This window comes from Streptomyces sp. NPDC028331 (genome assembly GCF_055565775.1).
Map to the genome: position 1 here is coordinate 23,925 of NZ_JBVHTR010000003.1, position 15,022 is coordinate 38,946.

Below are 15,022 nucleotides of genomic sequence, written 5' to 3' on the forward strand. Positions count from 1 at the left end.
GTGACGTAGGGGACTCACTGTCGGGTCTCTACAGAAGGGTCCGCCCGGAAGACGGCCCCGGGCGCCGGGGCCGGCCTCCGTCAGGCAAAGGTGTGGTCCGCGCCCCGGCCCGCGCGACATGATCGGACCGACAGGCCACGACAGCAGGGAGACCTCCGTGCCTCATTCCATCGACGAAGCCTTCACGGCACTGCCGTTGCGGGCCCTGGCCGACGCCGCGCTCGCCCGTGCGCGGTCGCTCGGGGCCGAGCATGCGGACTTCCGGTTCGAGCGGGTGCGCAGTGCCGCCTGGCGGCTCAGGGACGGAAAGCCCGCCGGGTCCTCGGACACGACCGACCTGGGGTACGCGGTGCGCGTCGTGCACGGCGGGGCCTGGGGGTTCGCCTCGGGGGTCGATCTGACCCCGGACGCCGCCGCCAAGGTCGCGTCGCAGGCCGTGGCGATGGCCAGGCTGTCGGCCCAGGTGATCAAGACGGCGGGGTCCGACGAGCGGGTGGAGCTCGCGGACGAGCCCGTGCACGCCGAGAAGACGTGGGTCTCGTCGTACGAGATCGATCCCTTCACCGTGCCCGACGAGGAGAAGACGGGACTGCTGGCCGAGTGGAGCGGGCGGCTGCTCGCGGCTGACGGCGTCAACCACGTGGACGCCTCGCTGCTCACCGTGCACGAGAACAAGTTCTATGCCGACACCGCCGGGACCGTCACCACCCAGCAGCGCGTGCGGCTGCACCCGCAGCTCACCGCGGTGTCGGTGGACGAGTCCACCGGTGAGTTCGACTCCATGCGCACCCTCGCGCCGCCGGTCGGGCGCGGCTGGGAATATCTGAGGGGCACCGGCTGGGACTGGGACTCGGAGCTGGAGCAGATCCCGGAGCTGCTCGCCGAGAAGATGCGCGCGCCGAGCGTCGAGGCCGGGGTGTACGACCTGGTCGTCGACCCGTCCAACCTGTGGCTGACCATCCACGAGTCCATCGGGCACGCCACCGAGCTGGACCGTGCCCTCGGTTACGAGGCCGCCTACGCGGGCACGTCCTTCGCCACCTTCGACCAGCTCGGCAAGCTGCGGTACGGCTCCGAGCTGATGAACGTCACCGGGGACCGCACGGCGGAGCACGGGCTCGCGACGATCGGCTACGACGACGAGGGCGTCGAGGCCCAGTCCTGGGACCTGGTCAGGGACGGGACGCTCGTCGGCTACCAGCTCGACCGGCGCATCGCGCGGCTCACCGGCTTCGAGCGGTCCAACGGCTGCGCGTACGCCGACTCCCCCGCGCACGTACCGGTGCAGCGTATGGCGAACGTGTCGCTGCAGCCGGACCCGGCCGGGCTGTCGACGGAGGATCTCATCGGGGGTGTGGACCGGGGCGTCTATGTGGTCGGGGACCGGTCCTGGTCGATCGACATGCAGCGGTACAACTTCCAGTTCACCGGGCAGCGGTTCTTCCGGATCGAGAACGGGCGGATCGCCGGTCAGCTCCGGGATGTCGCCTACCAGGCGACGACGACGGACTTCTGGGGCTCCATGGCGGCGGTCGGCGGTCCGCAGACGTACGTCCTCGGCGGCGCCTTCAACTGCGGCAAGGCCCAGCCGGGTCAGGTCGCGGCCGTCTCGCACGGCTGCCCGTCGGCCCTCTTCCGGGGCGTCAACATTCTGAACACCACGCAGGAGGCCGGCCGATGAGCGCCCGTACGAACAAGCCGCACGAGATCGTCGAGCGCGCCCTCGAGCTGTCCCGCGCGGACGGGTGTGTCGTCATCGCCGACGAACACTCCACCGCCAACCTGCGGTGGGCGGGCAACGGGCTGACCACGAACGGTGTCACGCGCGGGCGCACCCTCACCGTCATCGCCACCGTCGACGGCAAGGACGGCACGGCCTCCGGGGTCGTCTCCCGGGCCGCGGTCACGGCGGAGGACCTGGAGCCGCTGGTACGGGCCGCGGAGACCGCCGCGCGCGGCGCCGGGCCGGCCGAGGACGCGCAGCCGCTGGTGACGGGGGTGGCCGAGTCGCCGGACTTCACGGACGCGCCCGCCGAGACCTCCTCCGCCGTCTTCACGGACTTCGCGCCGGCGCTCGGCGAGTCGTTCGCCCGCGCGCGGGCGGGCGGCCGTGAGCTGTACGGCTTCGCCAACCACGAACTCGTCTCCACATACGTGGGCACGTCGGCCGGGCTGCGTCTGCGCTACGACCAGCCGAACGGCACGCTGGAACTCAACGCGAAGTCCCCCGACCGTACGCGTTCGGCGTGGGCGGGCCGTTCGACCCGGGACTTCAAGGACGTCGACCCGGCGGCGCTGGACGCGGAGCTGGCCCAGCGGCTGGCGTGGGCGGAACGCAGGATCGAACTGCCCGCGGGCCGCTACGAGACGCTGCTGCCCCCGACGGCGGTCGCCGACCTGCTGATCTACCAGATGTGGTCGGCGTCGGCGCGGGACGCGGCCGAGGGCCGCACGGTCTTCAGCAAGCCGGGCGGCGGCACCCGTATCGGCGAGAAGCTCTCCGAGCTGCCGCTGACGCTGCGCAGCGATCCGAACGAGCCGGGTCTGGAGACCGCGCCCTTCGTCGTCGCGCACGCCTCCGGCGACGACTTCTCGGTGTTCGACAACGGGCTGCCGCTGCAGGCCACCGAGTGGATCGGCGAGGGCGAGCTGAAGCACCTGACGACCACCCGGCACACCGCGGCCCTGACCGGCCTGCCGCTCGCGCCCGCGATCGGGAACCTGATCCTGGACGGGGGCGCCGACCGCTCCCTGGAGGAGATGGTCGCGGACACCGAGCGCGGGCTGCTGCTGACCTGCCTGTGGTACATCCGCGAGGTCGATCCGGCGACCCTGCTGCTCACCGGCCTGACCCGGGACGGCGTCTACCTGGTGGAGAACGGCGAGGTCACCGGCGAGGTCAACAACTTCCGGTTCAACGAGTCCCCGGTCGATCTGCTGGGCCGCGCCACCGAGGCCGGCCGCACCGAGCGGACGCTGCCGCGCGAATGGAGCGACTGGTTCACCCGGGCCGCGATGCCGCCGGTGCGGGTTCCGGACTTCAACATGAGCTCGGTCAGCCAGGGCGTGTGACCCCGTAGGGCGCCCGTGGGCATAACGGTGGGGCGGTCCCGTCGGGGGCCGCCCCTGCGCCGTGCCGTCAGGCTCGCTGTCTGCTGCCCCTGCGCGTCATGTACGCCATCTCGCCGAGGAAGACGAGGAGGACCGCGGCGGCGACCTGGAGGCCGTGGCGGCCCCAGTCGATGCCCGGGGTGGCGGCGATGCCGATGGCGCGGGCGACGGCGTTGCCGACGAGGCCGCCGATCGTGCCCATGAGGGTGGTCAGCCACAGCGGGCTGTGCTGCCTGCCCGGCAGGATGAGCTTGGCCAGCAGGCCCAGTACGAAACCGACGATGATCGCCCACAACCAGCCCATGGCTGCCTCCTCGCACCCCTCGTACGTCCGTACGGCTCGACGTGAGTCGTGAGCAGTACGCCCAGTGTCCGGCCGCCCGCCGTACGCCGCACGTCGGGATCACCCGTACGCGGGGTGCGCCGCGCGTTCGCGCAGGCAGGCGGTGACCCGGTCTCGATGGCGGCCGTGGCGCGGCGTAACGTGGTGAGTGTTCGGGCTCGGGTCCTGACCGGCTACGGGGCAGGTGCGGGCCGGGGAGAGTCCGGGGCAGGCGGGTGGTGCAGTGTGATGCGGAAGCGGAGCGGCGGCGGCAGCAACGTCCAGGTGTTCCGGATCACGGGCGCCCGGCAGGGGCTCGAGGCGGACGTGCGTGGCCGGCAGCGCCGCTATGTCGTGTCGATGAGCATCCGTACGGTGTCGGTGATCCTCGCGGCCACCCTGTGGAACGTGGAGCGGCCCGTCGCGATCATCGCGTTGGTGCTGGGGGCCGTGCTGCCCTACATCGCCGTGGTCGTCGCGAACGCCGGACGTGAGAACGCGCCGTCGCTGCCGTCGACGTTCATCGACGTCCCGGTGCGTCCCATGATCACGCCGCCTGCGGCGGACGACTCGAAGGAATCCGGCCAGGACGACGCGGCGGCGTGGCCGGCGGCCGGAGTCCCCGGCGAGCCGCGCGAGCGGACCTGAGCACGGCGGATGCCCGGGAAGCGGAATCGCACCCAGTGCCAAGCTCAGGAAAAGCTCAGATCAATCATGTTGTTCCGGTGCCGGGTACTGGGTTACCCGTGACATACTTCGTACGCGCTCCGCATCCCCCGTCGGAGCGACAGACCGACGCCGGGCAGCTCCCCCCGTGGCTGCTCGGCGTCGCCTTGTTTGCCGTGGTTGTGAGACGAAGCCGTGACTGACGAAACCCCGATCTGCTCCGCCAAGGGCTGCCGCGCGGACGCCGTGTGGGTGCTGGCGTGGAACAACCCGAAGATTCACACGCCGGAGCGCCGCAAGACGTGGCTGGCGTGCGAGGAGCACCGGGAGCATCTGACGCAGTTCCTCGGTGTGCGGGGGTTCCTCAAGGACGTCGTCGGGCTGCGGGACTGGGAAGCGCCCGAAGGCGCCTGATCCCCGGCCGGGCGCTCAGCCCCCGATCGCCGACATCGGGCGGTCCGGCTGGACGAACGACGGGTCGTCCAGGCCCGCGCCCGCCTTCTTGCCCCACATCGCGAGCCGCCAGATGCGGGCGATCTCCTCGTCGGGAGCGCCGGAGCGCAGCGCGCCGCGCAGGTCGGTCTCCTCGGTGGCGAACAGGCAGGTGCGTATCTGGCCGTCGGCCGTCAGGCGGGTGCGGTCGCAGGCCGCGCAGAACGGGCGGGTGACGGAGGCGATGACGCCGACGCGGTGCGGGCCGCCGTCGACCAGCCAGCGTTCGGCCGGGGCCGAGCCGCGCTCCTCGGCGCCCTCCGGGGTCAGCTCGAACCGGGTGCGCAGCGAGGCGAGGATGTCCCCGGCGGTGACCATGCCGTCGCGCTTCCAGCCGTGCTGGGCGTCCAGCGGCATCTGCTCGATGAAGCGCAGCTCGTAGTCGTGCTCGACCGCCCAGGCGAGCAGGTCGGGGGCCTCGTCGGCGTTCAGGCCCGGAATGAGGACCGCGTTGACCTTGACCGGGGTCAGGCCGGCCTCGCGGGCGGCGGTGAGGCCGTCGAGGACGTCCTTGTGGCGGTCCCTGCGGGTGAGGGTCTTGAAGACGTCCGGGCGCAGGGTGTCCAGCGAGACGTTCACCCGGTCCAGGCCCGCGGCCTTCAGTGCCGCCGCCGTGCGCCTGAGGCCGATGCCGTTGGTGGTGAGGGACATCTGGGGGCGGGGCCGAAGCGCCGCGACCCGCTCCACGATGCCGACCAGGCCGGGACGCAGCAGCGGCTCGCCGCCGGTGAAGCGGACCTCCTCGATGCCCAGCGACGTGACCGCGACGTCGATCAGGCGGACGATCTCGTCGTCCGTGAGCAGGTCGGGCTTGGCCAGCCACTGCAGGCCCTCCTCGGGCATGCAGTACGTGCACCGCAGATTGCACCGGTCGGTCAGCGAGACCCTGAGGTCGGTGGCCACCCGGCCGTAGGTGTCGATGAGCACGTGGGCCCCCTCCCTCGTCGCGGATCACGGGTTTCCCGTCACCTGCGAGCCTACGTGACGGCACCGACATCGACAGCGGCCGATCTCACCAGGTGGAGCGCGGCCGCGTCGCAGGCCCCTGCGGATCCGGACGACGCGGCCGTCGCCGCGCGGGCTCAGTGGGCCCCGGTGCCGGTCAGCGAACGCACCTCCAGCTCGGCGTACTTGCCGGTGTCGGGCTCCTCCTTCGACAGGAGGGTGCCCAGCCAGCCCAGCAGGAAGCCGACCGGGATGGAGATGATGCCAGGGTTGTCCAGCGGGAACCAGTGGAAGTCGACGTGCGGGAACATCGACGACTCCTTGCCGGAGACCACGGGCGAGAACAGCACCAGGCCGACGGCGGTGACCAGGCCGCCGTAGATCGACCACAGGGCGCCGGACGTGGTGAACCGCTTCCAGAACAGGCTGTAGAGGATCGTCGGCAGGTTGGCGGAGGCGGCGACCGCGAAGGCCAGGGCGACCAGGCCGGCGACGTTGAGGTCGCGGGCCAGGGCGCCGAGGACGATCGAGACCGCGCCGATGCCGACCGTCGCCCAGCGGGCCGCGTTCACCTCCTGCTTCTCGGTGGCGGTGCCCTTCTTGATGACGTTGGCGTAGATGTCGTGGGCGAAGGACGAGGAGGAGGCCAGGGTCAGGCCGGCCACGACCGCGAGGATGGTGGCGAAGGCGACCGCGGAGATGGTGGCCAGCAGGATCGCGCCCCAGTTGGAGTCCACCCCGCCCAGGTGCAGGGCGAGCAGGGGTGCGGCGGTGTTGCCCGCCTTGTTGGAGGCGATGATCTCGTCCGGTTTGATCAGCGCGGCGGCGCCGAAGCCGAGGGCGAGGGTCATCAGGTAGAAGGCGCCGATGAGGCCGATCGCCCAGTTCACGGACTTCCGGGCGGCCTTGGCGGTGGGCACGGTGTAGAAGCGGATCAGGATGTGCGGCAGGCCGGCGGTGCCCAGGACCAGGGCGATGCCGAGGGAGATGAAGTCCAGCTTGGTGGTGCCGGTGGCGCCGTACTTCAGGCCGGGCTCCAGGAAGGCGGACCCCTTGCCGCTGTTGTCGGCCGCCCTGCCCAGCAGGTCGGAGATGTTGAAGTGGAACTTCAGCAGCACCAGGAAGGTCAGCAGCAGGGCGCCCGCGATCAGCAGCACGGCCTTGACCATCTGCACCCAGGTGGTGCCCTTCATGCCGCCGATGGTGACGTAGACGATCATCAGCACGCCGACCAGGGCGACGATGCCGATCTTGCCGCCGTCGCTGGTGATGCCGAGCAGCAGGGAGACGAGGACGCCCGCACCCGCCATCTGGGCCAGCAGGTAGAAGATCGACACGACGATGGTGGAGGTGCCGGCGGCGGTGCGGACCGGCCGTTGGCGCATGCGGTAGGCGAGGACGTCGCCCATCGTGTAGCGGCCGGAGTTGCGCAGCGGCTCGGCGACCAGGAGCAGGGCGACGAGCCAGGCGACCAGGAAGCCGATGGAGTACAGGAAGCCGTCGTAGCCGAAGAGGGCGATGGCGCCCGCGATGCCGAGGAAGGACGCCGCGGACATGTAGTCGCCGGACACGGCGAGGCCGTTCTGGAAGGCCGTGAACTGCCGTCCGCCCGCGTAGAAGTCGGCGGCGCTCCTGGTCTGCCGGCCCGCCCAGACCGTGATGACGAGGGTGGCGGCGACGAACACCGCGAACAGGGTGATGATCAGCGGCCGGTGCTTGCTCGCCTCACCGGCGGCCAGGACGAGTGCGGGGCTCATGCGCGGCCCTCCATCCGGGACTTGATGGCCTCGGCCTTGGGGTCGAGCTTGGCGGCGGCGTGCCGCGCGTACCACCAGGCGATCAGGAACGTGGTGAGGAACTGGGCGAGGCCGAGCACGAGGGCGACGTTGACGTTGCCGAAGAGCTTGGTGCCCATGAAGTCGCCCGCGTAGTTCGAGAGCAGGACGTAGACCAGGTACCAGGCGATGAACGCCACGGTCAGCGGGAAGGCGAACGAACGGTGGACGCGGCGCAGTTCGGAGAATTCGGCGCTCTGCTGGACCGCGCTGAACTCCTCGGCGGACGGCAGGACGTGTTCGGTACTCGAGGGGGGAGGTGCGTCGGTGGCCACGGTGTCTCCTCGCGTTGCGGGTGGGGTGACGGCGATCACGTAACCGGTTGCGACCGTAGCGCTCCCGAGTGTGATCCGACAGAGGCCCTCCTGCCGTGTGAGGGCCTCCTGTCCTGGGTCACGGCGCCGCGCGGGGGCCGGTTCAACTCGGTTTTTTTCTTTCGCTTGAACTTGTTGCTGGCCGACGGGCGCGGCGGATAGCTTCACCCTGCACCACTCGTCATGTACCTGCCGGTCACGTCACCCGTGGTCCGGCCGGTTCACGTTTCCGGATGATGTGGAGAACCCATGGCTCATCGCCGTTCGAGACGCCGCCTCGCCCTCGCCGTACCCGTCGCCCTGTCGCTGACCGCCTCACTGGGCTTCCTGCCGGGGACCGCGTCCGCGGCGCCGACGGCCCCTGCGGCGGCGACGGCCGGGGCGGCGGACGCGACCGCCCTCAGCTACGTCGTCAACGTCCGTCCCGGGCACGGCACGTCGGCGCGCGTGAAGAAGGCCGTCGCCGACGCGGGCGGCACCGTGGTGATCGCGTACGACCAGATCGGCGTGATCGTCGTCCACTCCTCGAACCCGGACTTCGCCAGGACGATCCGCACCGTGCCGGGCGTGCAGTCGGCGGGTGCCACCCGCAACGCGCCCCTGCCCGCGCAGTCGACGACCGACGTGGGCACGCCGAAGGTGCTCACCTCCCGGGAGGTGGCGAGCGCCAAGGCCGCCGACGGGCAGGACCCGCTCGAGCCGCTCCAGTGGGATCTGCCCGCCATCAAGGCGGACAAGGCGCACGAGAAGACCCTCGGCAGCCGGAACGTCACCGTGGCCGTCATCGACACGGGCGTGGACGACACCCACCCCGACATCGCGCCCAACTTCAACCGGGACGCGTCCGTCAACTGTGTGTCGGGCAAGCCGGACACCACCGACGGGGCCTGGCGGCCGAGCGCGCAGGAGAGCCCGCACGGCACCCATGTCGCGGGGGAGATCGCGGGCGCGAAGAACGGCGTCGGCATCACCGGGGTCGCGCCGGGCGTACGCGTGGCCGGCATCAAGGTGGCCACGACGGCGGGCTACTTCTACACCGAGGCCGTGGTCTGCGGCTTCGTGTGGGCGGCCGAGCACCACGTCGACGTCACCAACAACAGCTATTACACCGACCCCTGGTACTTCAACTGCACCGACGACCCGGACCAGAAGGCGCTCGTCGACGCCGTCACGCGGGCCTCGCGGTACGCGGAGGGCAAGGGCACGGTCAACGTGGCGGCCGCCGGCAACGAGAACTACGACCTGGACGCCGACTCGATCACCGACCCCGTCTCCCCCAACGACGGAACGCCGAGCGACCGCGTGATCGACCCGCACCGGTGCTTCGACATCCCGACCCAGTTGCCGGGCGTGGTGACGGTCGCCGCCACCGGGGCCAAGGGCGTCAAGTCGTCGTTCTCCAACTACGGTTACGGCGTCATCGACGTCGCCGCGCCCGGCGGCGACTCCACCAAGTACCAGACCCCCGCCCCGCCGGCCACCAGCGGTCTGATCCTCGGCCCGCTGCCCGGCGGCACCTGGGGCTACATGGCGGGTACGTCGATGGCGACCCCGCACGTCGCGGGCGTGGCCGCCCTCATCAAGTCGACCCATCCGCACGCCCCGGCGTCCCTGGTGAAGGCACTGCTGTACGCCGAGGCGGACGCCACACCGTGCACGGATCCGTACGACATCGACTCCGACGGCAAGGTCGACGCGGTGTGCCGGGGCTCGAAGAACCGCAACGGGTTCTACGGCTGGGGAATCGTGAACGCCCTGAAGGCCGTGACGAAGTGAGCGCGTAGACGCCGTGTGCGCCGAGCGGGCCCGCGGGCCCCGCGGGCGCGGGCGGGGTCCGGGTCGTCACCCGGGCTCCGCCCCTCGCGCCGATCCCGTCCGTACTGCAGAGTGCTGCCCATGACGGACACGGTGACGGACACGGAAGTGGCGTGGGCGGCTCTGGGCGGCGCTCCGGCACTGGTGCGGAGGATCACGGCGGTCGTGCGGGAGGGGGCGCTGCCCGCGCGCCTGCCCGTGCGGGAGATGGCGCGGGCCTGTGTCGGGGCGTGCGCGCTGGCCGCCGCCGAGTGGACGGCGCGGCGGGCCGGGCTGCCGGAGGTGCCCGAGGTGCGGGTCGACGACGGAGCCGTGGCGACCGCCTTCCACAGCGAGCGGCATCTGCTGGTCGACGGACGGGAACCGGTCAACTTCGCGCCGCTGTCCCGGTTCTGGCGCACGGCGGACGGCTGGGTGCGCACGCACGCGAACTACCCGCACCACCGGGAGCGTCTGTTCTCCGCTCTGGGACTGGCGGCGGACGCGTCCGTGGACAGCGTGGCCACCGCGCTCGCCGAGCGGTCGGCCGCCGAGGTGGAGGAGCGCGTGTACGCGGCCGGCGGGCTCGCGGTCGCGCTGCGCACGCCGGGCCAGTGGGCGGCGCACGAACAGGGTCGCGCCGTCGCCGCACACCCGCTGGTGGGCCGCGAGCGGCTCGACAAGGCGCCCGTACGCCCCCTGGTGCGGCTCGACGGTGCCCCGCTGCCGCCCCTGGCCGGAGTCCGCGTCCTGGATCTCACCCGGGTCATCTCGGGCCCCGTGGCCACCCGCACGCTGGCGCTCCTCGGCGCGGACGTCCTGCGCATCGACAGCCCGCGTCTGCCCGAACTCGCCGACCAGCACGCCGACATGGACATCGGGAAGCGGTCCGCCACCCTGGACCTGGCGGCGCCCGCGGACCGGCGGAGCTTCGAGGAACTGCTGACGCGGGCGGACGTCGTCGTGACGGGCTACCGCCCGGGCGCGCTCGACCGGTTCGGGCTCTCCCCGGAGGAACTGGCCGAGCGGCGGCCCGGCCTCGTGGTGGCGCAGTTGTCGGCGTGGGGCGCGTACGGGCCGTGGGGCGAGCGGCGGGGCTTCGACAGCCTGGTACAGGTCGCCACCGGCATCGCGGCGACCGAGGGGTCGCCGGAGCATCCGGGCGCGCTGCCCGCCCAGGCCCTCGACCACGGCACGGGATACCTCCTGGCCGGCGCGGTCCTGCGGTCCCTCACCGAGCAGACGGAGGAGGGCGGGACCCGGCTGGTGCGGCTGGCGCTGGCCCGGACGGCGGCCTGGCTGACGGGCGGGACCGCCCGGGACACCGGAGGCGCCCGGGACAGGGGGGACGCCGGCGAGGCGTATGACGGCCCCGAGCCGTGGCTCGCCGAGGCCGACAGCCCGCTGGGCCGGCTGCGGTACGCCCTGTCGCCGGTCCGCTTCGCGGGCGGGCCCGTCGACTGGGCGCGGCCGGCGGGACGGTGGGGGCAGGACCCGGCGCGGTGGCAGCCGGACCCGCTCGGCAACTGAGTCAGCGGCCGCGGGAAGCGCACCGTCCGGTGGCCGCGGTCTCGGTCCTGCTGACGGCGCTGCCGCTGCCGATCCGCTGGTCGTGATCAGCGGGCGGTGGCGAGCGTGCCCCGGACCAGCAGGAACTGCGCCGCCGCATAGGTCAGCATGATCCAGAAGTCGGGCCGCGGGAGCTGCGGCCAGGCGGCGACGCCGGTCGCGATGAGCGTGTCCGAGAGCATGAAGAGCGCCCCGCCGAGCGCCGCCGGACGGCCGAGCCTCGTCGCGCGGTACGCCATCGCCGTGAGCAGCAGGCTGTACCCGGCGACGGGGATGCGCAGGCCGGCCGGGAGATCCGGCCACAGCAGGGCGACGGTGACGACGAGGGCGGCGCCGTAGATCCCGGCGATCCGTGCTCCCCGCGCACGGGGAGCGCCGTACCGCCCGAAGAGGGCGAGGTAGCAGACGTGTCCGGCTGCGAACGAGGCCATCCCGGCGAGGAAGGCGGGGCCGGCGTGGGACAGCAGCAGCACGTCGCCGCCCCAGCCGAACAGCAGAGCGGCGACCAGGGGGCGCGGCGCGCCCCGCACGCGCGCGTGGAGCGCGAGCAGGGGCATCAGGAGGGGCTTGGCGAGGACGTGGCCGGGGGACCAGCCGGCGGCCAGGGAGGCCAGGTCGACGACGACCGCGCACCAGAAGACGACGAGCGCCACGCGTGCGTGGCGCTCGCTGCCGGGTCTCACGCGGCGGACTCCTCGGCCGTCGGCACCGCGGTGACCGCTGCCGTGCTCACCGGGGGCTGCCAGCCGGGACCGCGGAACACCCGTCCGGCCCGCTCCCGCCAACTGCGCGCCTTCTTCAGGTCCTTGGCGATGGCCACGTACTCGTGCGTGGCGACCTTCAGCGGGTTGTAGGTGTGGATGTTCTTGGTCAGGCCGTACACGGGCCGCCGGGTCTCGGGGACGAAGGAGCCGAACAGCCGGTCCCAGACGATGAGGATGCCGCCGAAGTTGCGGTCCAGGTAGCCGCCCTGGGAGGCGTGGTGCACGCGGTGGTGCGACGGGGTGTTGAAGACGAACTCGAACCAACGGGGCATCTTGTCGATGCGCTCGGTGTGGATCCAGAACTGATAGACGAGGTTCGCCGAGGAGCAGAACGCGAGCGCCGCCGGGTGCACGCCCGCGGCGACCAGGGGCACGTAGAAGGGCCAGACGGTCAGCGACGTCCAGGGCTGGCGCAGCGCGGTGGTGAGGTTGAACTTCCGGCTGGAGTGGTGGACGACGTGACAGGCCCACAGGAGCCGGATGACGTGGTGCTCCCGGTGGGACCAGTAGTAGAAGAAGTCCTGGGCGAGGAGCATCAGCGGCACGGTCCACCACAGGACGGGAACGCGCAGCGGGGTGAGGGCGTGGATCCCCGTGTAGATCGCGACGATCGGGATCTTCCAGAGGAAGTCGAAGAAGAGGCTGCCGAGCCCCATGCTGATGCTCGTCGCCGCGTCCTTCGCGTCGTATCCCTCCTCCTCGTCGTCGGGATGGATCCGGTAGCTCACCACCTCGATCACGGTGAGCAGTACGAAGGCGGGTATGGACCACAGCACGACATCGGGCAGGTTCGGCATGGGTGCACCGTAGAACCGCCGGTCGGATGGGACCAGACGTTGTTACCCACAAGTATTACCTGCGGTACGCGCTTGCTTCTTGGCGATCTCCGCCAATGGCCGGGCCGGGTCACACCCCCGCCGCTCCCAGCAGTGTCCCGGCGCCGTACGTGATCCCCATGGCCAGGGCCCCGCCCACCACGTTCCGCACCACGGCCCGTCCCGGCTGCGCCGCGCCCAGGCGGGCGCTCGTCCAGCCGGTGATGACGAGCGCGGCGAGGACGGACGCGACCGTCACCGGCAGGCGCGTCCCGGCCGGCGGCAGGACGATCGCCAACAGCGGGAGCAGGGCGCCCACGGTGAACGCCAGGAAGCTCGCCCATGCCGCGTGCCAGGGGTTCGTCAGTTCGTCGGGGTCGATGCCGAGTTCCACGCGCGCGTGGGCGCGCAGGGCGTCGCGCGCCGTCAACTGCACCGCCGCCTCGCGGGCCACGTCCCGGGACAGGCCACGCTGCTCCAGTATCTCCGTCAGTTCCTCGAGTTCCGCCTCCGGTTGCTCCCGCAGTTCCCGCCTCTCCAGGGCCAGCGCGGCCTTCTCCGAGTCCCGTTGGGTCGACACCGACACGTACTCGCCCGCCGCCATGGACAGGGAGCCGGCCAGCAGTCCGGCCAGACCGGCCGTCAGCAGCGTGCCGCGGTCGGTCGTCGCCCCGGCGACGCCGACCACCAGGCCGGCGGTGGAGACGATGCCGTCGTTGGCGCCGAGGACCGCCGCCCGCAGCCAGTTGAGCCGCGAGCCGAGCCCGCCGCCGTGTGCCTCGTCGTGCGTGGGTTCCATCACAAGGCCGAGGATGGCACTCGGGGCACGCTCGGCGCCGTACCGACTCGTCCACCGGACGCGTACCGCGGCCCCCTGAAACCCGCCCCCACACGCCCCTGACGCCCCCTCGGGCAGGCGCCCGAACAGCCCACGGGCCCGCGCCCCGGCTCCTGGGCGGTATGGCAGGTCGTGAACTGTCGTCGCGTGCCGCCCCGTTGTGCGCCCCCCGCGCGAATGCAGCGCGGACCGCTGCCGGATGCGGGTGGCGCACGGGGCTGTCAGTCGCGGCCCGTATCCTCAGTGACCATGCTCGAAGACCCTACGATCGCAGCGTCCCCGGCCGCCTGGCCGGCCGCGTATCCGGAGGGGTACGCGGTCGTCGACGTGGAGACCACCGGCCTGGCCCGGGACGACCGGATCATCTCGGCCGCCGTCTACCGGCTGGACGCGCGCGGCGAGGTCGAGGACCACTGGTACACGCTGGTCAACCCGGAGCGCGACCCGGGCCCCGTGTGGATCCACGGTCTGACGAGCGAGGCCCTCGAAGGGGCGCCCCTGTTCCAGGACATCGCCGAGGAGTTCGCGGCCCGGCTCGACGGCCGCGTGCTCGTCGCGCACAACGCGGTGTTCGACTGGCAGATGATCGCCCGGGAGTACGCGCGCGCGGAGCGCGAGGCGCCGGTCCGTCAGCGGCTGTGCACCATCGCGCTGTCCAAGGAGCTGCGCCTGCCGCTGGCCAACCACAAGCTGGAGACGCTGGCCGCGCACTTCGGGGTGGTCCAGCAGCGGGCGCACCACGCGCTCGACGACGCGCGCGTGCTCGCCGAGGCGTTCCGGCCGAGTCTGCACACGGCCGCCCGGCAGGGCGTACGGCTGCCGCTGCTGGAGTGCCGCCCGCTGACGGAGTGGTCCGCCGCCCCCGCGGTGCCCCGCCAGTCCTCCGGGGGGTACCGCCCGGGCAGTTGGCGCCCCTCCCGCAAGCGCCCCGCCTGCCCCTACCCCAACCCGGGGCGGTACGAGGAGGGCAAGCGGCTCAAGCAGGGCATGCGGGTGGCCTTCTCCGGGGACACCTCGGTCGACCGGGAGCTGCTGGAGGACCGGGCCGCGGAGGCCGGGCTGCACGTGGCGACGAGCCTGTCCCGGCTCACCAGCCTGCTCGTCACCAACGACCCCGACTCGGGCACGTCCAAGACGGTGAAGGCGCGGCAGTACGGCACACCGGTGATCGACGAGGCGGCGTTCGGGCAGCTCCTGCGGGATGTGGAGCCCGCATCGGGGGAGTGACCCGTGCGGACGGGTGATTGCCGCGCGACTCGCCCGGCGCCCGCTCGCCCGCGCCACGGCGACGGCCCACGCTGTGGCGCATGGCACGTTGCGAGGTCTGCGGAAACGACTACGGCATGACGTTCGAGGTGCACGCGCAGGGCGCGGTGCACGTCTTCGACTGTTTCGCCTGCGCCATCCATCGGATGGCGCCCATCTGCGAACACTGTCGCGTCCAGATCATCGGCCAGGGCGTCGACGTCGACGGCCACTGGTACTGCGGCGCGCACTGCGCCCGCGCGGAGGGGCAGGTGGGGATCGTGGACCGGGTCTGAGGCACCCCCGTGCGGG

Annotated in this window: 15 protein-coding genes; 8 read left to right on the top strand and 7 right to left on the bottom strand. The window is 72.1% G+C overall.

Going from position 1 to position 15,022, the window contains the following annotated elements:
* The first annotated feature begins 118 nt into the window (after positions 1-118).
* Both ACZ4SW_RS04170 and ACZ4SW_RS04175 read left to right on the top strand, forming a co-directional pair.
* The gene (locus ACZ4SW_RS04170) at positions 119-1,681 is read left to right on the top strand and encodes a TldD/PmbA family protein (RefSeq protein WP_468237670.1); all 1,563 of its coding nucleotides are present in this window, start codon (positions 119-121) and stop codon (positions 1,679-1,681) included.
* Positions 1,678-3,072, top strand: a complete 1,395-nt coding sequence (locus ACZ4SW_RS04175; protein ID WP_468237673.1) for a metallopeptidase TldD-related protein — start codon at positions 1,678-1,680, stop codon at positions 3,070-3,072. Before ACZ4SW_RS04170 ends, ACZ4SW_RS04175 begins: the two co-directional genes overlap by 4 nt.
* A gap of 67 nt (positions 3,073-3,139) precedes the next feature.
* Here the strand turns inward: ACZ4SW_RS04175 and ACZ4SW_RS04180 are convergent, their stop codons facing one another.
* Positions 3,140-3,415: a GlsB/YeaQ/YmgE family stress response membrane protein gene (locus ACZ4SW_RS04180; protein ID WP_468237676.1), complete on the bottom strand. Its 276-nt coding sequence runs from the start codon at positions 3,413-3,415 to the stop codon at positions 3,140-3,142.
* A 267-nt stretch (positions 3,416-3,682) separates the two neighbouring features.
* Here ACZ4SW_RS04180 and ACZ4SW_RS04185 point away from each other — a divergent pair, with 267 nt between their 5' ends.
* Positions 3,683-4,081, top strand: a complete 399-nt coding sequence (locus tag ACZ4SW_RS04185) for a DUF3099 domain-containing protein (protein ID WP_468237678.1) — start codon at positions 3,683-3,685, stop codon at positions 4,079-4,081.
* 213 nt (positions 4,082-4,294) lie between these two features.
* Positions 4,295-4,513 carry a hypothetical protein gene (locus tag ACZ4SW_RS04190; protein WP_468237681.1) on the top strand — a complete coding sequence of 73 codons (219 nt, stop codon included), beginning with the start codon at positions 4,295-4,297 and terminating at the stop codon, positions 4,511-4,513.
* Between the two features lie 15 nt (positions 4,514-4,528).
* Here ACZ4SW_RS04190 and moaA read toward each other — a convergent pair whose 3' ends face one another.
* From moaA to ACZ4SW_RS04205, 3 genes are all read right to left on the bottom strand, one after another.
* Positions 4,529-5,518, bottom strand: a complete 990-nt coding sequence (gene moaA, locus ACZ4SW_RS04195) for a GTP 3',8-cyclase MoaA (protein WP_468237683.1) — start codon at positions 5,516-5,518, stop codon at positions 4,529-4,531.
* Between the two features lie 155 nt (positions 5,519-5,673).
* Positions 5,674-7,293 (bottom strand): solute symporter family protein, encoded by a 1,620-nt coding sequence (locus ACZ4SW_RS04200; protein WP_468237685.1) that lies wholly within the window; start codon positions 7,291-7,293, stop codon positions 5,674-5,676.
* The gene (locus tag ACZ4SW_RS04205) at positions 7,290-7,646 is read right to left on the bottom strand and encodes a DUF485 domain-containing protein (protein ID WP_468237687.1); all 357 of its coding nucleotides are present in this window, start codon (positions 7,644-7,646) and stop codon (positions 7,290-7,292) included. The genes ACZ4SW_RS04200 and ACZ4SW_RS04205 overlap by 4 nt, the downstream gene beginning before the upstream one ends.
* A 288-nt stretch (positions 7,647-7,934) precedes the next feature.
* Here ACZ4SW_RS04205 and ACZ4SW_RS04210 point away from each other — a divergent pair, with 288 nt between their 5' ends.
* The gene (locus tag ACZ4SW_RS04210; RefSeq protein ID WP_468237690.1) at positions 7,935-9,461 is read left to right on the top strand and encodes a S8 family peptidase; all 1,527 of its coding nucleotides are present in this window, start codon (positions 7,935-7,937) and stop codon (positions 9,459-9,461) included.
* A gap of 120 nt (positions 9,462-9,581) precedes the next feature.
* Positions 9,582-11,009, top strand: a complete 1,428-nt coding sequence (locus tag ACZ4SW_RS04215; protein WP_468237693.1) for a CoA transferase — start codon at positions 9,582-9,584, stop codon at positions 11,007-11,009.
* A gap of 86 nt (positions 11,010-11,095) precedes the next feature.
* Here ACZ4SW_RS04215 and ACZ4SW_RS04220 read toward each other — a convergent pair whose 3' ends face one another.
* The 3 genes from ACZ4SW_RS04220 to ACZ4SW_RS04230 form a co-directional block, all read right to left on the bottom strand.
* On the bottom strand, positions 11,096-11,731 hold the full coding sequence (locus ACZ4SW_RS04220; protein ID WP_468237696.1) for a lysoplasmalogenase: 636 nt from the start codon (positions 11,729-11,731) through the stop codon (positions 11,096-11,098).
* Positions 11,728-12,609 (bottom strand): sterol desaturase family protein, encoded by an 882-nt coding sequence (locus tag ACZ4SW_RS04225; protein WP_468237698.1) that lies wholly within the window; start codon positions 12,607-12,609, stop codon positions 11,728-11,730. The genes ACZ4SW_RS04220 and ACZ4SW_RS04225 overlap by 4 nt, the downstream gene beginning before the upstream one ends.
* A 109-nt stretch (positions 12,610-12,718) precedes the next feature.
* Positions 12,719-13,429, bottom strand: coding sequence for a VIT1/CCC1 transporter family protein (locus ACZ4SW_RS04230; protein ID WP_468237701.1), 711 nt, complete (start codon positions 13,427-13,429; stop codon positions 12,719-12,721).
* A gap of 285 nt (positions 13,430-13,714) precedes the next feature.
* Between ACZ4SW_RS04230 and ACZ4SW_RS04235 the strand changes: the two genes are divergently transcribed.
* Entirely contained in the window at positions 13,715-14,692 is a 978-nt protein-coding gene (locus ACZ4SW_RS04235) for a DEDDh family exonuclease (RefSeq protein WP_468237704.1), read from the top strand.
* Positions 14,693-14,772: 80 nt separating this feature from the next.
* Positions 14,773-15,006, top strand: coding sequence for a hypothetical protein (locus ACZ4SW_RS04240; RefSeq protein ID WP_103845200.1), 234 nt, complete (start codon positions 14,773-14,775; stop codon positions 15,004-15,006).
* Positions 15,007-15,022 lie beyond the last annotated feature (16 nt).